Raw genomic sequence first — 18681 nt, 5'->3', positions numbered from 1 at the left:
TAACCCCTCTGAAATCATTCCAGCGCACACGTTTATCAATGTGATTTAACTCGCAGTAATAAACCGTGGTGTTAAACGCTGATTGACACCTTAACAAATTACAACAAAATTATAACAGAACAATGTTTCGTCAGGCAGAACACAAAAAATGTGATGCAGGTTCACCTGACCATACCGGAGCAGAGCCAATGAGCCATAACAGCAATATAGATATTCTCATCAGTGAAGTGGGCCCGCGGGACGGACTGCAGAGCGTTTCTGGGGTCATGCCGACTGACCTGAAAAAGCAGTGGGTCAGGGATTTAGCCTCAGCCGGATTGAAGGAAATTGAAGTTGGCTCTTTTGTTTCACAGACGCTTCTGCCCCAGATGGCTGATACGGGTGAGATTGTCGGGTATGCCCGTACGCTGCCGGATCTGTTTGTTACCGCGCTAGTTCCGAACCTGCGCGGGGCAGAGGCAGCATTTAAATCAGGGGCACAGAAAGTCACCATACCGGTTTCAGTCAGCGAGCCACATTCGCTGTCAAATGTGAATAAAACCCATGACCAGATTTTCGCAGAAGTGGAAAAAATCATCGCCTTTCGCAATGAAAACTATCCCGGGGTAGAGGTGGAAGCAGGCCTTTCTACCGTATTTGGTTGCACCATACAGGGCGTGGTCCACGAAGATAACGTTCTCCGTATTGCCAGCATCATGGCTGAGCTGGGCGTTGATGAGGTCGGACTCGCTGATACCGTAGGTTACGGGACGCCGGTCCAGGTAAAGCGGCTTTTCCGCAGGCTGAAAGAAGAGGTCGGCGATCTGGCCGGCAGCGCACATTTTCATAATACCCGGGGGCAGGGGCTGGCAAACGTTCTTGCTGCACTGGATGCAGGCGTAACCACATTTGACGCTTCGCTCGGCGGTATTGGTGGATGCCCGTACGCGCCCGGCGCATCGGGCAATATCGTTACGGAAGATCTCGTCTATCTGCTCGAATCAATGGGGCTTCGTACTGGCGTGGATATAGACAAGCTGATAATGGCTCGTGAAACGCTTAAACGCGGGTTACCCGGAGAGCAACTCTACGGTTTTATTCCCGATGCCGGGGTTGGAAAAAACTTTCACTATGCAGGTAGAAAATAATGTCTGTTCAGAATGAGAAAAAACTTCCCCTGGAAGGCGTCCGCGTCATTGAGTTTGTTCATATGGTGATGGGGCCGACCTGCGGCCTGCTGTTGGCCGATCTTGGCGCAGAAGTCATTAAAATTGAGCCTGCACCGAGAGGAGATAATACCAGGCGTTTGACGGGATCAGGCGCGGGATACTGGATGACGTATAACCGGAACAAGAAAAGCCTGGCAATCGATGTTAAATCAGTTGAAGGCCTGGAAGTTGTTAAAAAGCTGATTGCTACGGCCGATGTATTTACTGAAAATTTCCGTCCGGGTGCCATGGAAAAGATAGGTCTTGGCTATGAGGCCGTCAAAGCCATTAAGCCCGATATCATTTACAGCTCAATGAAAGGCTTTCTGCCTGGTCCTTATGAGAACCGGACGGCGCTGGATGAAGTGGTGCAGATGATGACTGGTCTTGCATATATGACGGGTCCGGAGGGGCGCCCGCTGCGGGCAGGCGCGTCGGTGAACGATGTCATGGGCGGAATGTTCAGCGCAATAACCATTCTTGCTGCTCTGCTGCAGCGTGGCCAAAGCGGGAAGGGACAATTCGTGCAGACGGGACTCTATGAGAACTCAGCCTTCCTGGTTGCCCAGCACATGATGCAGAAGGCCGTAACGGGTAAATCTGCTGCACCCATGCCCAGCCGACTGTCTGCGTGGGCTGTCTATGACGTATTTACCACGTGCGAAAACGAGCAGGTGTTTATTGGCGTGGTGAGTGATACGCAGTGGAAAGTATTCTGTGAAGCCTTTGGCATGCATGATTTCGCTGTGGATGAGGGACTTACTACAAACACTCAGCGCGTTCAGGCCCGCGACCGGATTATGCCGGTTATCAGGGAACATGTACTGACGATGCCAAAACAGGACGTTATGGCACTATGTGAACAATTTGGTCTGCCATTCTCTCCGATTCGCCGCCCGGACGATCTTTTTGAGGATATACATCTTAACGAGTCTGGCGGTATGACCGGGGTTACGCTGCCAGACGGAACCGAAGTCAGTATTCCCATGCTTCCTTTTGAGATGGACGGACAGCGTTTCGGAACGCGCATCAACGTGCCTGAAGTTGGTCGTGACTCGGCATCAATTCTTGAAGAGCTGGGTTATACATCAGATGCGATAGAGCGTCTGGAAGAACGCGGCGTCATTTCCTCTCCAATTTAATAATAATCAGCCCGCAGACGCGGGCAAATTATCCATTTCTGTACCTACATTGAGGCACTGTATGTCAGCAACATCGCACCCTGCAGTGAATATCCGGAGCGGCACCATGCCGCTGACTTCCGAAGAGAATCGCATATTAATTAAAGCAGCCTGGCGGCTTATTCCGCTTCTGGGTCTGGCTTATTTCTTCAACTATCTTGATCGTACCAGCGTGGGATACGCAGCCTTACAAATGAGCTCGCAGCTTGGCCTGTCGGCTGCACAGTTTGGCCTGGGTGCGGGAATTATGTTTGTCGGTTATTGCCTGTGTGAGGTGCCAAGCAACCTTGCCATGTATCGCTTTGGTGCGCGCGTCTGGCTTGCAAGAATTATGATAACGTGGGGCCTCGTTGCTTCAGCCATGGCACTGGTGACCGGACCATGGAGCTTTTATATTCTTCGCTTTATGCTGGGCGTTGCTGAAGCCGGTTTTTTCCCGGGTGTCATATTCTTTCTGAGTATCTGGTTTCCCATTCAGTTCAGGACCCGCGTGCTGGCCTGGTTTACGGTAGCTACCCCCGTGTCTTTCCTTATCGGCGGGCCTTTATCAACCAGCCTGCTGCAGTTGCATGGTTTTCTTGGCCTGGATGGCTGGCAATGGATGTTTATCATTGAAGGTCTGCCCGCTTGTGTACTGGGCGTTCTGACGCTCCGCTATCTTGCTAACCGTCCTGAAGATGCCCGCTGGCTTACGCCTGAAGAGAAAGCTACGTTTGTGCACCTTATGAAGGCTGAACAGGCTGTCACAAAAAAAAATGAGCATTTTAATGCAGCCCTCAAAGATGTCCGCGTCTGGCTTTTAAGCGGCATTACCTTCAGCTTTACCCTGGGAACCTACGGCATAGGTATATGGCTGCCTCAGATGCTCAAAGCCGAAGGAATTGAAACTTCGTTGATAGGCTGGGTGGCGGCAATACCCTATTTCTTTTCGACGATCGGGCTTATTTATTGGGCACGTCTGGTTGATAAGTCGGGTAGAGGGGCGCTTCACCTTATTTTCGCGCTCATCCTGGCTGCGATTTCACTCATGCTGTCTCTGTATGTAAACAGTTTGCTGCCTGCAATGCTGGGCATTACGCTCGCACTGGTAGGCACCATTTCGGCAAAAACTATTTTTTATACGTTGCCCGGTAAATTTCTGAGCGGACAGGCGGCAGCTGGCGGCATTGCTCTCATTAATTCCATTGGCGCTTTTGGCGGATTCGCGGGCCCTTTCCTGATGGGCATGGCAAAAGAAGTGACACACTCATTCAGCGCAGGGATGATGCTTATGGGATGTATTATCATGTTTTCAGCATTTCTGGCGCTTCTACTGATGTTTATGATGCGGGACCAGCCAGCAGAAGCAGAATTTTTACGCACCGACTGATAACGGCATTTCTCCCTAAATACCCTGAGTTTGACCTTGTAATTACTTATTGTGTTCATTAAGTTATGAACAATTCGCCCCGGCTTTCAGGGGCTTTTCTTCACCTTATGAGGTCTGTATGACAAACGATAAAAGCGCACCGGGTAAAGATCCAGCCGGAAAAAAACCGGCAACCGAAAGCGGCGCTGCAGCAGTAGATCGCGCGTTTGCCATTCTGGCTGTATTTGATAAAGATGCCTCCCAACTGACGCTTGCAGAAATAGCGCGGCGGACCGGCTTTTATAAAAGCACTATTCTTCGACTATTAAGCTCGCTTGAAAAAGCAGGCTTTGTTCGTAAATCCGCTGATGGCCGCTACTGTATCGGGCCTGAGCCGCTCAGACTGTCATCTCTCTATCAGGCATCATTCCGCTTACGGGATGTATTGCTGCCACACCTGGAACATCTTTCAGACCTCAGCGGTGAAACATCATCATTTTACATCATGGACAATGACTGGCGGGTCATTCTGTACCGCGTAGAACCGCGACGGGCAGTTCGTGTCTCAATACGTGAAGGCGATCGCTTCTCTGTGAAGTACGGGGCGTCGGGGAAAATATTAAGTGCGTTTACCTATACCGACGATCCAATTTTTGATGAAGTCAGGGAAAAATTATGGGCAGAGTCTTACGGTGAGCGAGATCCTGAAACCGCGTCAGTATCGGTGCCAGTTTTCGGAGTAGAGGGGGTTTTACAGGGCGCACTAACGCTCTCAGGACCCAGGGAGAGATTCACGCCACAAAGCATCAGAAACATTCTGAGCCCCCTCTTTCAGTGCGCTATACATACATCCAAAGAACTCGGTGGAGATTATTCTTTACTGGTCGAAGCCCGGAAAAAATTGTCAGGGTAGAAAGCGCCAAAATACATTTGATATTCTGAACACAAAAATATCAAATGATGATTATCTTATTGATATATTTTATGAAGTAAACCTGTGCACATTTTTTATCGCCTGTTATTATATTAAATAACTAAGACTTACACGCTCTAATACCTGTATTCTTATGCATTACCAAGGTCCGCTATGAGCGAAGAGCGGACAAAGTAGCAGAGGGAAAGCATCAATGTTAATGTCCGGAAAGTTCATGTTAAAACTCTGTATGACATTTTTCATCGACGATTAAAAAGGGCTCTTAATGGCTACTGTTGAGGTATTAAAAGTAAAGTATCCAGGCGCAGATGCCTGGCAAATGGGAGACAGCCCGGAACTGGCCAGCGAGCTTGCGGACCTGATTAAAAAAGGGATTAAAACGGCCTCCTGCGGATCCTTTGCCTCTTACCAGCAAGAAAAGTCTGCCCCGAGGATTGGAAGCTATAACATTATCCTTGATGGCCTGAATGCCCCGGTCTGCGTGACCCGGCTGGTTTCAATGCGACTGGTGCGTTTTTGTGATGTGACTGAGGAGTTTGCCCGCAAAGAAGGTGAAGGCGATTTAAGCCTTCAATACTGGCGAAATGAGCATCAGCGATTTTTTACCCGCGAAGGTCATTTTTCTAAAGATATGGAGTTGATCGCAGAAGAATTTGAAGTGGTTGAAGTGCTGTAAGACGAGAGAGTCCGGCTGGCGTCTGCTGCTATTAATAACAATGTCCGCTCCTGGCACTTAGCTGACCCTCAGATTCTGCAGAAGAAGAATTAACTTCACTGAACAAGGTATGAATCCAGCCCCATGCAAAAAAAGAAATGCCCTAGAATTGAACTCCGCCATTAAGGCGGAGTTCAATTTGAGTTTTTACCGTGCCCTTCTAAAAAAATCACTGTCATGAGGCAAGTATGAGTCCACATTTTCCTAACTGACTGAGATGATCCGCATACCACTGCATCATCTCCCTACGCCCTTCAAGGTACTGGGCATGGTTGTACGTTCCACGAATCGCATTCTTATCAACGTGAGCCAACTGGGTCTCTATCCATGCCGTATTAAACCCTTCCTCATGCAAAATCGTACTCATCGTGTGGCGGAAACCATGTCCCGTTACCTTCCCCGTATAACCAATCCGCTTAAATACCTGATTAATACTCGCTTCGCTCATCGTTTTGCGGGGATCATTCCTGCCAGGAAACACCAGAGGATATTGCCCTGACATCACTTTAAGTTGCTGTACGATTTCCAGCGCTTGGGTAGAGAGGGGGACAAGGTGAGGCCGTTTCATCTTCATACGCTCTGTAGGGATTTCCCATACCGCTTTCTCAAGATCAAATTCACTCCAGAAAGCACCTCGGAGCTCGCCAGTACGAACTCCTGTAAGGATCAGCAGACGAGCGGCAAGAACAACTAACGGGCTTCCTGTGTAGCCTGCGAGAGCTTTAAAGAATTCTGGTAACTCCTCAACAGTAAGGAAGGGATAATGCTTCGATTCATGCCCTGACATTGCACTGGTAAGATCCGCTGCAGAATTGTATTCCGCACGACCGGTAACGATGGCGTAACGAAAGACTTCACTGCAACGCTGGCGAACCTTCTTGGCCTTCTCTGTCGCGCCACGGCTTTCCATTCGACGCAGCACATTAAGCAGAACCAGCGGTTTGATTTCATTTACCGGCTGCTGGCCGATATAGGGGAAAATATCTTTATTGAATGCTTCGATGATATCGGAGGCATAGCCTTCTGACCACCGGCTCACCTTCGTTCCATGCCATTCAAGCGCCACTGTCTGAAACGTATTATTGAGCTGCACATCGCGAACCAGCTTTTCTTCTTTCTTGGCAAAAGATGGATCGATACCCTCAGCCAGCTTTTTCTTGGCTTCATCACGTAGTGCCCTCGCTTGTGCAAGGGACACTGCCGGATAGACACCAAAAGCCATACGCTTCTCTTTTCCATTGAAGCGATATTTCATCCGCCAGTATCGTGAACCAGAGGGAACAACCTCAAGATACAAACCAGCTCCATCTGCCAGCTTATAGGCTTTCTCTCTGGGTTTAGCAGCATCTACCTGTCGCGCATTAAGCTTCATTGGGGGCATCTCCCTGAACCGAACACAGAATGCCCCCACTTATGCCCCCAACTGTAACTTGATTCTGGTTGAGTCCAGTTGATAACAGGAGATAAGATACGGGCTAGAATCCGCAGTATACGGACTTTGAGTTGATTTCGGTAGACCTGGGAAGAGTTTGAAATGGTGCCGATAATAGGAGTCGAACCTACGACCTTCGCATTACGAATTAGTAGAATCACATTTAACTAACTGTTTTACATACACATTGCCGCATTCACATCAGGCAACTCAATGGCACATGATGTAAGAAAGAGAAAGGCGATTTACCATGTATGACACAAATCTGGCACATCGCCAAAATGAGACTAAGCCGCTGGTGGCGTAGGCCATTTGATATCAGGAGCGGTAGAAGTATCAACCGCTTCCAGTTCATCCAGATAATCAAGCCACGCGTTATACTGTTCCTTCTCTGAATCTTTCAGTCGCCCCATTGCCGCCTTCCCGGGCCACTGCTTACCGTTCATATTGTCGTTAGCCTGGTCAATCCTCTTTTGTTTTTCAGTATTGGCAGAGGCAACAAGTTCTTCATGAGTTGGCGGTGGAATATCAGCCCACGACGGCATTCCGTTTTTTGCCACCCTGACCTTACCCTCAGGCGGCGTTGCTGAGTATTCAAGATAAACGGAATCATCAACCTCTACGCCATCCTCAGGCCAGGAGTTTGCATCGCGATAGGCATCCTCCAGAGACACAGGGTAAAACGCGTTTTTCTTTGCACTATAAAAGTAATTTCCCATTTCAATATCCTATTGCGAACCATTGTACGTAGATTGATGAGACTGGTTGCAAACCAGAAGGGATATTCCGGTTTAGTTGCCCAAGGTTGTATGCCGAAAAACCTGTTGTGGTTATATATCCCAATTGGATCATGCTCATTATAGGGGCTGTGCCCTGGTCATGCTCCGTAATAAACAGACATGCATTTGGAAATGTAATATTGAAGTTGACGGAGTTATCCGGCATTGATGGTGTAAGTGGTCCCGCCTTTCCCCATTGAATAATTAGACCGTTGGGTAGCTTGCACCATCCGTTTACGGATGTGGATAGCCCAAACGATGACATATCAGGTATCTGATTCGCCCCGGTTCCTACATCGCGCACACCCGCAGACTTCACACCGATATTCGCTCTGAATGTTGCTGCATCAGGTATATCAGCACCGTTCTGGCTTTTTGCTAATTTCCCTGATATGGCATTATTAACAGATGAATAAAATGAAGGGTCATTATTAATTGCTGCTGCCAGTTTTCTTAATGTATTCAGTCCGCTTGGGGCATTATCAATAAGTTCATTCACCACATCACGAACAAATTTTGTGTTTGCAGCTTGCTCACCATAATTTCCGGTATGAGTATCTGGTACTGTTGGCACACCTGTAAAGTTAGGGCTTTCTGCAAGTGCTGCGATAAGCTGATTAATAAAGCCGTTAACATTCCCGTTATCAAGGACATCCTGATTCGTTTTGTTTACCACATACTGAGCAATCGCAGCAGCAATAAAACTAGCCTGACGAATTGCTTTGTTTACCTGTGCACTGGACGCTTTGCCCGCCGTAAACCCAGAGAGCAGAGCGGGAAGGGTCTCCCAGTCAGCCTGTGGTGTGACGTTAGCATTTGCCGCTGTCGCGAACGGTTTAAAGTTGTTTGTTGCCATTAGAGTATTGTCCCCCATGCTCCAACATCGAACCCACCGATGTATTCGTTATCCATATCAAACCCAAAGAATTTAGAGCCCTCGGATGGTGCTTCTACCGAGGGCGTTTCAACGTCACCGGCCCATACGCCAGCTGCTTTAACGGTGAGATAGCCCTGTTTGATAGCGGCGATCAGTTCTAGAGACACCTCAGAAATGTCAGTCTCAGGAAAAACCCAGACCGATATCGTCATGTCCTGGTTGTCGACAATTTGCATCTTCAGGCCAGAGCCTGCGGTCGCAGCGTCAAGGATGGGTGGCAGCGAATCATTGCGGCCGTCCCAGTTGTTGATGGCGATTTTTGCTTTAAGAACGATGCGGTATGTCTCATCACTCAGAGTGGCGTAGCCCGCATCAGGATCATACGGGCCTTGCCATACGCCCTGGTCATATCCGAGCCCGTCAGTGTCCCAGCTAAAATACACCCCGCTTATCGGCTGGCTGACGATGCGACTGCGACCAATCCAGAGGCCAAGCGTATCGAGCTGGACGCCGACAGCGGTATCAATATCGAAAGCGCTTACCAGCCCCCGGGTGGCGCCGGTGATATCAATCAGTGGCCGCGTGCTCAGGTCAACGTGATCAAAAAATTTCGGCTTCGTGGCGTGATAGTTGGTGATTAGGTCCGTGTACTTGCTCATGACGTCACCGTTAGAACAATGTTTTCGGGTTTACACGACGCGGATTCGTTGTAGGCGATGATGATGTTTGCCGCCGCTACGCTACCGGCTGATTTGCCAATCAGCAGCTCCTGTATGTCGTAGTAGCGCGCATTGCCGCCACTCACTACGCCGAGGTTCGCCGGAGAATAAATCCTGCTCAGCAGCACATCGTCACCGATCGTCAGCCCGTTGATGTAATCCGCGACAGCCTGCTGAATCTGTACACCAATTTGCGACGTGTAGCCGGTGAATGCCTTCAGGGTGATATGTCCAAAAATTGGCACATCAGTAGACCGCGAGAAGCTGATCACGTGTGGGTTGCCGTAGGTGTCCGGTACCGTGACAGAAGTTGTCCCGTAAGTTGCCGTTCCCTGCCCTTTGTTTCCCCTGATTGTCTGGGCTATCTCGGTAACATCCCCTCCATCGACGATGGCGGAAATGGAATGAGGAGGCAGCCCGTTGCTGTCGGTTGTCCCAGTATCATTCTCGTAGAGCTTGTGACGCGTCACGCCTGCAACGTTGGCGATCGCACCGTCAACACCTTCAAACGGTGTGAGTGACGGCAGAGCGACGCTTTGCCCCTGCCTGATACGCAGCTCTGCGTCGGTTTCAGCCGGTGCGCCTACGGTGGCCGCCGCCGGGTTGGTTACAGATGCCCAGCCACGGGTCGGCGTATTGATAGTCGTAATCGTTCCGGCCAGCGCCGCAACCGCTCCGCTGTTTGAACAGGTTGCAGTTACCGTCACGGTACCGCCGACACCGATCGTCACCGAGGCAGGAAGCCGCCAGATCACGTTATTCGTGTCTTTCACGGTACCGTTTGTGATGGATGTCCCGGCAGTACCGGTTAGAATGAGATCCACGGTGGAGTTTGTCGCCCCCCGGCGCGCGATACCGTTAATTTTTACGTTACTGGTCAGCGCTGCGCCGTAACCTGTAGCAGGTGAGAAGCAGTTATAAACGGAGATGGCCGTGTTGTTGGCATCGTGGATAGCCAGCGCCACCAGCGCCACCATCTGGCCGTCTTTGCTGTCCGGCTCCAGATAAGCGTCACTACCATAAATCTGCTGGAAATAGCTCGTCAGGGTATCGAGTATCGTCTGGTAATCAGGCGCACTGATCCCCTCAGCGGTTACCGTTGCCGATAAGCCGAGTGTGTCCAAATTGAGGGCCATTTATGCCTCGCTGGTTACTGTCGTTGTTCCGTAGATAGTGTCGATTTCAGCGAAGAACTGGACGCGGCGCGTCGTAGTGTTCACTGTCGTATTGAAAGAGAGAATGGATTTAACGCCCCGCGTTTCGAGGATACGCTTACGGATCGCCAGGTTGTAGGTTTCTGGCTTCTGTTTACCGAGTACGGACTGAATCCACGGTGTGCCCTCGGTAGTGTCGAGGAACCATTGCCCATACCATAATTCGAATCGCGTTTTTACCGCCTGCGCCACGGCCTCCGGTGAGTTAATCAGCCAGGTATCATCGCCGCTGCCAAAGGTGTAATCACCGTCGGCGTCTTCACGTCTGTATCGCATCAGTTCACCCCGTCTGTGTTGCTGGTGCCGTGCTGCACGCCGCCGTGAGTGTGCGTATCATCGATTGACTTGCCGTTAGCTTTAACGGTACCGATAAACTCGACAGCGCCGGTGATTTTGGATGCAACGCCAGAAGCAACAGAACCCACCATTCCACCCAGCCAAGACAGGAGCCCGTGAATGGTAACTTTCGCCGAGAAGTCGGCCAGCGGGGTAACAACATCCAGACCGCCAGGCGCTACGATTTTAATTTTCTGCGTAGTGGGGTTGAGTTCAAAGAACGTGCTTCCATCGTCGCTGCGCAGTTGAGCGGCCCCCGTGCTGATTCCGCTGATTTTCTGCACCTGTGACTGCGGCCCGACGATACAGAACGCATCCGATAAATCATGCACCCGGTCGTCGACAGGCTCCTGCACCCCGCCGTTCTGCCACCAGAAATCGATGCAGCGGTCGGCGAAAATTACCAGACATTCATCGCCGGCTTTCACCGGGAACGTTAGCGTGCAGCCGCCGCCGCGCGGAAATATCACCGGCACATCCACCAGCAGCGGGTAATTTTTGGTAATGCGGTTCCCGTCGTTATCAGTTTCAACCGAACGGATAGCAGGCTGCACAACCGCCGTAACCGCGTCAGGATCGAATGACTGGACGATGCCAGGCAAAGCGACGCGGATCTGGTTCTTTGTGGTTTCCCGCTCCGATTTGAAGGTTTCGGCAAGGTCGCCGCTGCGGGTCTGGTCAGATACTGCCATTTGGTAGGCTCCAGAATGCAAAAAACCCGCCGGGTGGCGGGTCTGTTTAAGAAGGTTATTTTAATCAGGCTCAGAAAAGCTAAGTCCAGTTTGCCCCCATGATTCACCATGGTGATTTTTACAGGCTTTGTTTGAACAATACCCCCACCAATCAGCGAACCCATCATCTGGGTGATTCTTCAGATGTTCGGCGGTTGGAAAAATATCTGAATCCCAATTTACGCATGCATGAATAATGGGCCAGCCACAATCTTTACAATGGATTCCATCGCAAATTTGCACTGTATCGCAGGTAACTTTCTTCATCACAACCACCGTTAATTAACCAGCAACTTTCTTACACGGGAAAGATCCGATGATTTTCGGCGCGTCCATGACTTAATAACCTTGAGATTTAGCAACGCGAATACCGCCCGCCATCCCATTGAAATCCCATGCGTTTTTATGGGCAATAGGATTACGTGTGTTGAAGGCATAGCGCTGGCCCATTTTCCATGCTGTATCGCTAACAGACTTATCTTGAGAGAGGTTTACCCACTCCTTTATGCCTTTGTAAACATAGGACTTACAATCATCCGTAGTTCCTTTCCGATTGGTGTAGGCATCCAGATCTTCGCATTCTTGAAAGGAGTTGCTGACTATATCCGCGAAATCATCAATGGTCATGGCGAATCTGCGACCATTCATAGCGAAAAAAGGAGTAGCAGAGGCGTAATGTTGCCACTGCGTAAACTTTTGCTGATCCATTAAATCAACAGCCATTTTTTCATACTTCCCAGGAGCGGCTAATCCCGACATCGGAACAAGTAAACTTATTGCAATAAAAATGGCTTTCTTATTCAATCTTATCCCCACCGATTCATTGCTCCTTGACTTTGAAGATCCTCCGCGCCACGCGCTTCGCACATCATATCCATGTACCACGCCTGGCCCCTTGTGTCGCCAGTGTACATAATCCCGCGCACAATATAAACGCCATCCGTTGCGATGCTGGCAGGCTGCGCCGTGGTGCCGCTGAGCGTGATATTTCCGTCCGTGTTCTGGTCGGTGATCTGCCCACCGGCCATAGCGATATCGTTGTTCGACAGTGCGGTGCGATACACGGAAGCCTGATCCAGCTGAATGAGCCCGTTAACCCGGATGTTCGGGTTAATCAGCGCGCGGACGTTTACGCCGTTGCCGATGGTCTGCTGCGGCATGCCGATCAGCCCGGTGGCGCTGTTGAGCACAATCGCGTCGTGAACATACTCGTTATTCGCCACCATTTGGCGCTGACCGTCCACGAATTGCCATGTTGCCCCACATTGTCCGGCCACGTTATCCATAAGATGCCGTGTCATGCCGAACAGCACCCGGCCCCGTGGGAACACAGTAGCAGGCATTTCAGGCGTCAGGCCTTCGGTCGCGCCTTTGGCCTCGAAGTCTTTCATCAGCGCGCGGTTCACGTCTGCGACCGTGTAACCAGCTGCCAGCGTCTGCGAGGTTATGCTGGTGGCAAACGCCAGATCCGTATCGGCTGCCTGAATCAGGACGTAGGAATCAATAGGGCTGTCTTTACCGGTGACCGAGTAGCGAATTTCGCCGCTGAAAATCAGCCCGTAGTTGCGGCCATCACTCTGGCCCACGTCCGCCGCGTCGACTTCACGCACGGTCCCGACGTCGCTTGCCGATACCTCCGGCGCGATACCGTCGTAACCTGCAATCAGCCGCACTTTCGAAAATTCCTGCCCGGTGATGCGGTTCACCGTATCGGCTGACAGGTTGTAAATCTTGAACGTTCCCACCCGGGACGCGCTGCTGATGTTGAACCAGTCGATCGTAAAGGTCACTTTAAAATCGCTGAGCTCAATACCCTGCCCGTTCTCGTCCACGAGCTGCAGCTCGAAATGTCTCATCCAGTTCTGTGACATGCTTACTCCATTGATACCAGTAAATGACTGCGGCCGCCCAGGTCGGTTTTCGTCGGATAATCCTGTGTGCTGTCGTCACAGACCACCACCAGCTTAAAGCCGAGCCCCATATAGGCGTACTGAGCCAGCAGGTCAGCGCCCGTGACGAGAGGAATACCGGAGATTACCGGCTCCCCTCTGTCGTTCTGCAGGTCCATAATCCAGTACATATCGCGCCAGGTGATACTAATCCGCCAGGTGGTACCTGCCAGGATGATGCTGAATTGCTGGTTATCCGCTGTCAGCGGGATTTCCTGAATTGCCATTAGCCGAGTCCCAGTAATGACGCCGCGTTACCCGTGATGCTTTTCAGCAGCGAGGTATTTGGCGGCTTTGTGGTTTTGTTGCCGGTATTCAGTACCGCCGACGTGCTGGCCCCGTCCTTCATGTTGGTTTTATCCGCGACGGTGATCTGCTGAGTCTGCGAGATAAGAACCTCCCTCAGGGTGAGGACGGCGGACAGGACGTTTTCGGTTGTCTTGTCTGTCGTCACTTCCAGCGCGCGGATCAGCATGTTGCTGTACAGCCGTTTGCCGGTCACCACGTCGAAAGGAATACGGCTCGCCTGCAGGTCAAGTATCTCCTGATACGTCTGCTGGGGACTCAGCCCGAGAAGACTGGTGGCCGTCAGGTTACTGGCAAAGTCCAGCAACGATCCGCCACCAGCGAAACCGACCTCCATCACCACTTCAGACGGTTTTTTGTAGGCATGGTCGGCGATGGCGGCCCAGACCTCGACAGGGTGCTCGGTTATCTCCAGCGTGTCGGTATGTTTCTCAGAAACAACCACGCTGGGGACAATCATCCCTATTTTCCGGGTCTGCTGTTGAAAGAGAGTTGAGAGAATATCCATTAGCCCACCTTCGTTTGATTACCGCGCATAACCTGGGCGTTTGCCGACTGCTGTCGACGCTCGACCTCGGTACCAACAGAACGCGGATCACCACCACCGTAAATGTGATAGGTGTTCTGCTGCTGTACCTGCGCACCCTTTCCGGGCATGTTACTCAACACCTTAGGAATGTAGTTGCGGGTTTCCTGCGGCATCAGGGCCATCCCATGTTTCTGCACGTTCCCGATCCCCCAGTTGTATGAGGCCAGCGCCTTGCTCAGGTCACCGCCATTCGCCTTCAGCAATTGTGAGAGATATTTAGCGGCTGCCTGCGCGGCCTTTTCAGGATTGAATACGTCGTTCCCGCGCAGTCCCATGTCACGCGCGGTACCGTCCATAAACTGAAACAGCCCTTTAGCGCCAGCCCCTGAAACAGCAAACTGATTACCGCCCGATTCTGTTATGGCCACACTACGCAGCAAACCTTCCGGAAGCCGGTAGAGCTGTTCCAGGCTGGTGAGCATCGGTTGCATCCATCCCAGCAGCTCAGAGCCTGCTTTTGTAGGCTGCGGCTGCTTAACCCCTGAAAGAGGTAAGCCACTCGCATCTGTGGGGGTGAATGCTGCCGCCTCTGCAGTCGGGAACATACCATCAGCAATTTGTTTTATACCCTCTGCAATTTTGCCGAGCACGCCGGTACTACGGCCGTGATATTCAGCAGCCTCTTTCCGTGATTTTTCCTGTGTGCCGTTCAACTCATCAATTTGCGGATCACGCTTGTCCTCATGAATCCCGCGAGCCTCTCCAGCCTCGCTACCAAACAGCCAGCCTTTGACGGTTTTACCCACATTTCGCGGATCGAACCCCAGATTGTCGTTAAACCATTCCGCCGTCTGGTTAGCGCTATCCGTCACTTCAGGCATTGCTGACGGTTTATCGCTCCCCTGATTCAGGAGCTGCTTACCAACACTGGCCGCATCAGCCCAGCGCCCGTCTTTAATGGCGTTCAGCAGGTCGGCGATCATATTCAGCATCCTGCTGAACTCGCCCATCTGGTCGATGAAGTTGCTGAAATCCCACTTCAGGGACCATGATTTAGGGTCAATGTTGAGCAGTTTCGCCAGCGCTTTCGCCAGTTCGTTAACGGTCGTTTTAAGGTCACGAACCATCTTCAGCGCGGCATCGACTTCCGGCTTCCACTTGCCCCAGTCAATCAGGCTGTCCCCGCCTTCCTTCCAGGTCTGATAGTCCTCCCACAGAAGGGCAATCCCCGCCGCCAGCGCGGTAATGAGGCCAATCGGCGACATCCAGAACGTACTGTTCAGAATGCGCAGCGCAATCGTCAGCGCGCCGAACAACGAGATTAGCTCCCGCGTTTGCTTATCCAGCGATTGCCACCAGGTGATAAGGCTGGATGTCCCCTCAATAAGCCGGAAGAACAGCCGCCCAATAATGTCCCCGAGCGCCAGAATGCCTTTTATGGCTTTCGTCAGGGTCTGCTCGATGCGCGGAAAGTTATCCAGGATGTGGCGGCGCAGCGTGTCCAGCGAACCCGCCAGACCACCAGCAAGATTAGAGCCGATTTTGTCACGGGCCATGCCTGCCATCGCGCCGAACTCGCGCAGGGAGGTCATGAATTTGTTGGAGCTTCTGGCCGCCTCGTCAGCATTGAAGCCGATAGCTTTCGCCATTGCGCTGTACTGCCCGGAGAAACCGCCCACACCCCGACGCATCGCCATGAGGGTATTTTCGTCAATGCCCAGCATCTGCGCATACTGGTTAGCCCGGTAGTACGGCATGCTGCTGAGCTTCTGGCCGACGCCCGTAAAGATAGCGGCCATGTCGCGCATGTTGCCGCTGGCGTCACGGGTCTGTACGCCCAGGCGATTCAGAAAGCCTTCCGCACCGGGATTGTTACGAACAAACCGGGAGAGGTTTTCCAGAGAGGATCGCGCCGCGTCAACGCTGCCGCCTACCTGCGAAACCGCATAGCCAATAGACTGAATCCCCTGAACCGTCGCGCCGGTGCGCTGTGACGCCCAGTAGAGATTATCCAGACCGGAGGCGATCTTAGCCGTGAAGGCCACCACGGTAAGCGCGGCACCTTCGACGGCCAGCCCCATTTTGATGGCGTTTGCGGTCGTACCGGCGAGAACAGAATCGAACTTTGACGCGCCCGCTTCATCGATATCGAAGCCGAGCGAGACGAGAAAATCTTTAATAGTCTCAGCGTTCATTATCCTCTCTCCATTTCTCAATACGGCGCTGGTTGTCAGCTTTAACGGCAAGGTGGTCATTCATCAGCGCGATATCGCACAGATCGACAGATCCATCCTTCAGCGCGTAATAAGGGATTAACCCGGCGTCAACCGGGTCAAGGAGATAAGACAGCCCGTCAGGCAGGCTGTTGAGGGTTAACCCTGAGGCTGGCCCGGCGTCGCGCTGGTAGGGCTCACGGGCAAAAAATTTCCCAGTGAATCGGCGACCACCCGCGCCACCAGCTGCAGCATGGTCAGCAGGTCGATATCATCGAACATCAGCTGACCGCTGTTAAATACCGGCGTCCATCCGTCCATGTGCTTGCGTGATACCACAGCCAGGCACGGATGAATAATCGCGTTGGTGTCTTCTTCGGTCAGGGAAGACAGTTTTTCAGCGATACACGGCAGCAGGGTTTCAAACACCGGTTGTAGTTTATCGAATTTCACGTTGTCGATTTTGCCATCAGCAGGCAGAAGGGAGCGAATGCTCCCGAAATCTGACATCATCCCCGCCAGCACCGGCAGCAGTTTGCGGGTCACTTTCAGCTGGTCAAAAACGCTGAGTTTTGCCACGCGGTAATCGTGGCCTTTGATTGAGCATTCCATCTGTTAAAACTCTCCGAGAACCTGGTCGATTTTGCCGCAGTCAAACACCCAGGGCATCGTATTACCGGCTTTAGCGTTGGCGTTATCCGGCTGTTTCTGGAACGCCACGCTGCGCGCCGTGATGATGTCACCGCTCACCTTGTTTCGGATCACAATGACGTTGTTTCCCCAGGTGCCTGAGGACTGACTCTGCGCGTTGTACGCCAGCGACAGCTTTTTGTTTGTCGGCGAGGTCTTCAGCAAATTGACGGTTACCGTGCCGCTTTTATCCGCGTGCAGGCTGTGCATCACTTCGCCGTCAGCGCCGATGGTCATGGTATTTTTGGGGCCGCCCATTGCAACGATAATCCCCTCCTCTGAACTGGCGGAACCGTAGCCCAGATCAATCTCGCCGGTCGGGCCGGAGAGGGACGCCGTGACGTCCATAAAAGAATAAGTAGCCATTCATGTTCTCCTTAGCGAACGACGTTGATCTGCACATCAGCGAAATGAACCGCACCCGCCAGCTTACAGGCCACCTGAATAACAGGTGCCTTACGTGCTTCACGGTCAGCCTGCGCCTGCTCGGAAATCGGCTGCGCGTAGACGTAATAGCCTTTTGTCAGCGTGTCGCCGGAATCCAGCTGCCCAATCGGGCCACCGTTCCATACGCCAGCAGCCACCAGCCCGTTCGTGACGGACTGATCCATCGACTGCTCAACATTGGAAAGCAGACGCGTAACGCCAGCATCGGTCTGTGGGACTTTGGTTGTGCTGGTGTAGAGCAGGTTGTACAAGTTGGTCTGAACGTAGTTCTGCAGCCAGTCGAGCCCGTGGCGTTCGTCGAAGAAATCACCGCTGGACATGACGCCCTGCTGCAGGATGGCCGTATCGTTCTGGTAGTACACAAATACGTTGCAGTTTTTGGCATCCAGCGCCGCCGCCTGATTGGTGGTCAGGGTTTCATAGGTGATCCCCGGCTCCTGCTTGAATTTCAGGGTAATGGTGGTGTTGCTGCCGTTGAAATTCACCGTGAACGCGCGACCGAAAGCTGAAACCGCTGCATAAGAGCTGCTGGTGGAATATTGAATAAAGGTACGGGCATACTTGCCAGCCTTTAATTTTGACGCAACATCGGTCGTCGAGGTCGTATTGATAATCTCGGCGTCGGCAGAGGTTACCCCGAAAATGCGGCTCAGGCTGGACGCTTCGATGAGTTTAGCAACCTCAATCACGTCGGCAGCATCAAGCACATCATCGCCATCAGCAACATCATCAGCGACAACCAGCCCATACCAGTTGGTATATTGCAGGCAGGCATTAACAGCTTGCACAATGGTTTCCACGCTTCCACCTTCGGAAGAGGTCAGCGTCTTCGCCCAGCGGCCAACATAAACCTGCGTCGGCTTCGGCGACTGGCTGAAGAAAACCTGCGCCGCTTCATATTCCGGGCTGTCGACTCCGAAATCCTCGCCAATGTCCTCAACGGACGAATAGAGGCGAACGCGCTCCTGCACCGGAATGACAGTGGAAGAACCGAGGATCAGCAGCGCGCCGAAGTTACGACCAGTAGCCGCTTTCGGCGAGATGATCACATCAACGTTTACAACGTTGGATACAGGTAAGCCCTGCGTCATAGT

The 18681-nt window shown here is 52.0% G+C and carries 21 protein-coding genes and 2 pseudogenes; 5 read left to right on the top strand and 18 right to left on the bottom strand.

The features are described from left to right. Positions 1-188: 188 nt before the first annotated feature. From ACQG03_RS04820 to ACQG03_RS04800, 5 genes are all read left to right on the top strand, one after another. Positions 189-1127, top strand: coding sequence for a hydroxymethylglutaryl-CoA lyase (locus ACQG03_RS04820; RefSeq protein WP_063163748.1), 939 nt, complete (start codon positions 189-191; stop codon positions 1125-1127). Beyond that, complete coding sequence (locus ACQG03_RS04815) at positions 1127-2329, top strand: CaiB/BaiF CoA transferase family protein (protein ID WP_063163749.1); 1203 nt, start codon at positions 1127-1129, stop codon at positions 2327-2329. The genes ACQG03_RS04820 and ACQG03_RS04815 overlap by 1 nt, the downstream gene beginning before the upstream one ends. Positions 2330-2435: 106 nt before the next feature. Then, positions 2436-3737 carry an MFS transporter gene (locus ACQG03_RS04810; protein WP_200480652.1) on the top strand — a complete coding sequence of 434 codons (1302 nt, stop codon included), beginning with the start codon at positions 2436-2438 and terminating at the stop codon, positions 3735-3737. Positions 3738-3855: 118 nt separating this feature from the next. Then, positions 3856-4629: an IclR family transcriptional regulator gene (locus tag ACQG03_RS04805; RefSeq protein WP_063152677.1), complete on the top strand. Its 774-nt coding sequence runs from the start codon at positions 3856-3858 to the stop codon at positions 4627-4629. Between the two features lie 286 nt (positions 4630-4915). After that, complete coding sequence (locus ACQG03_RS04800) at positions 4916-5326, top strand: ASCH domain-containing protein (protein WP_023299534.1); 411 nt, start codon at positions 4916-4918, stop codon at positions 5324-5326. Between the two features lie 214 nt (positions 5327-5540). Here the strand turns inward: ACQG03_RS04800 and ACQG03_RS04795 are convergent, their stop codons facing one another. The 18 genes and pseudogenes from ACQG03_RS04795 to ACQG03_RS04710 all read right to left on the bottom strand — a co-directional run bounded on the left by ACQG03_RS04795 (position 5541) and on the right by ACQG03_RS04710 (position 18678). Beyond that, positions 5541-6737 carry a tyrosine-type recombinase/integrase gene (locus ACQG03_RS04795; RefSeq protein ID WP_063163750.1) on the bottom strand — a complete coding sequence of 399 codons (1197 nt, stop codon included), beginning with the start codon at positions 6735-6737 and terminating at the stop codon, positions 5541-5543. 347 nt (positions 6738-7084) lie between these two features. Next, positions 7085-7516 (bottom strand): tail fiber assembly protein, encoded by a 432-nt coding sequence (locus ACQG03_RS04790; protein ID WP_303319439.1) that lies wholly within the window; start codon positions 7514-7516, stop codon positions 7085-7087. A gap of 1 nt (position 7517) precedes the next feature. Then, on the bottom strand, positions 7518-8432 hold the full coding sequence (locus ACQG03_RS04785) for a gp53-like domain-containing protein (protein WP_303319440.1): 915 nt from the start codon (positions 8430-8432) through the stop codon (positions 7518-7520). Beyond that, positions 8432-9112 carry a DUF2612 domain-containing protein gene (locus ACQG03_RS04780; RefSeq protein WP_426726092.1) on the bottom strand — a complete coding sequence of 227 codons (681 nt, stop codon included), beginning with the start codon at positions 9110-9112 and terminating at the stop codon, positions 8432-8434. The genes ACQG03_RS04785 and ACQG03_RS04780 overlap by 1 nt, the downstream gene beginning before the upstream one ends. Next, entirely contained in the window at positions 9109-10308 is a 1200-nt protein-coding gene (locus ACQG03_RS04775) for a baseplate J/gp47 family protein (RefSeq protein WP_053520698.1), read from the bottom strand. Before ACQG03_RS04775 ends, ACQG03_RS04780 begins: the two co-directional genes overlap by 4 nt. After that, positions 10309-10662 carry a hypothetical protein gene (locus tag ACQG03_RS04770; protein ID WP_023325694.1) on the bottom strand — a complete coding sequence of 118 codons (354 nt, stop codon included), beginning with the start codon at positions 10660-10662 and terminating at the stop codon, positions 10309-10311. Next, positions 10662-11414, bottom strand: a complete 753-nt coding sequence (locus tag ACQG03_RS04765) for a Gp138 family membrane-puncturing spike protein (protein ID WP_426726091.1) — start codon at positions 11412-11414, stop codon at positions 10662-10664. Before ACQG03_RS04765 ends, ACQG03_RS04770 begins: the two co-directional genes overlap by 1 nt. Before the next feature lie 60 nt (positions 11415-11474). Beyond that, complete coding sequence (locus ACQG03_RS04760; protein ID WP_074139174.1) at positions 11475-11720, bottom strand: hypothetical protein; 246 nt, start codon at positions 11718-11720, stop codon at positions 11475-11477. 72 nt (positions 11721-11792) lie between these two features. After that, complete coding sequence (locus tag ACQG03_RS04755; protein ID WP_137653560.1) at positions 11793-12257, bottom strand: hypothetical protein; 465 nt, start codon at positions 12255-12257, stop codon at positions 11793-11795. A 2-nt stretch (positions 12258-12259) separates the two neighbouring features. Next, a complete protein-coding gene (locus tag ACQG03_RS04750; RefSeq protein ID WP_370883021.1) occupies positions 12260-13324 on the bottom strand; it encodes a hypothetical protein in 1065 nt (354 codons plus the stop codon). A gap of 2 nt (positions 13325-13326) precedes the next feature. Beyond that, complete coding sequence (locus ACQG03_RS04745) at positions 13327-13629, bottom strand: phage baseplate plug family protein (protein ID WP_032625704.1); 303 nt, start codon at positions 13627-13629, stop codon at positions 13327-13329. Beyond that, positions 13629-14216 carry a phage baseplate protein gene (locus ACQG03_RS04740; protein ID WP_426726090.1) on the bottom strand — a complete coding sequence of 196 codons (588 nt, stop codon included), beginning with the start codon at positions 14214-14216 and terminating at the stop codon, positions 13629-13631. The genes ACQG03_RS04745 and ACQG03_RS04740 overlap by 1 nt, the downstream gene beginning before the upstream one ends. Next, positions 14216-14776, bottom strand: a pseudogene (locus tag ACQG03_RS04735) (lytic transglycosylase domain-containing protein); the annotation flags it as partial. The gene ACQG03_RS04740 and the pseudogene ACQG03_RS04735, both read right to left, overlap by 1 nt. Positions 14777-14995: 219 nt before the next feature. Next, positions 14996-16432: pseudogene (locus tag ACQG03_RS04730) on the bottom strand (lytic transglycosylase); the annotation flags it as partial. Then, positions 16422-16586: a DUF6889 family protein gene (locus ACQG03_RS04725; RefSeq protein ID WP_023229521.1), complete on the bottom strand. Its 165-nt coding sequence runs from the start codon at positions 16584-16586 to the stop codon at positions 16422-16424. The gene ACQG03_RS04725 and the pseudogene ACQG03_RS04730, both read right to left, overlap by 11 nt. Before the next feature lie 23 nt (positions 16587-16609). Continuing rightward, a complete protein-coding gene (locus ACQG03_RS04720) occupies positions 16610-17062 on the bottom strand; it encodes a phage tail assembly chaperone (RefSeq protein WP_023332016.1) in 453 nt (150 codons plus the stop codon). Between the two features lie 3 nt (positions 17063-17065). Beyond that, on the bottom strand, positions 17066-17506 hold the full coding sequence (locus ACQG03_RS04715; RefSeq protein WP_032625718.1) for a DUF3277 family protein: 441 nt from the start codon (positions 17504-17506) through the stop codon (positions 17066-17068). 11 nt (positions 17507-17517) lie between these two features. Continuing rightward, positions 17518-18678 (bottom strand): DUF3383 family protein, encoded by a 1161-nt coding sequence (locus tag ACQG03_RS04710; protein WP_426726089.1) that lies wholly within the window; start codon positions 18676-18678, stop codon positions 17518-17520. Positions 18679-18681 lie beyond the last annotated feature (3 nt).

This window comes from Enterobacter cloacae complex sp. 342H5 (assembly GCF_050030905.1).
In the GTDB taxonomy this organism is placed as follows: Bacteria; Pseudomonadota; Gammaproteobacteria; order Enterobacterales; family Enterobacteriaceae; genus Enterobacter; species Enterobacter intestinihominis.
The sequence above is the reverse complement of the archived record's forward strand: the minus strand, read 5'-3'. Positions and strand labels throughout refer to the sequence as shown.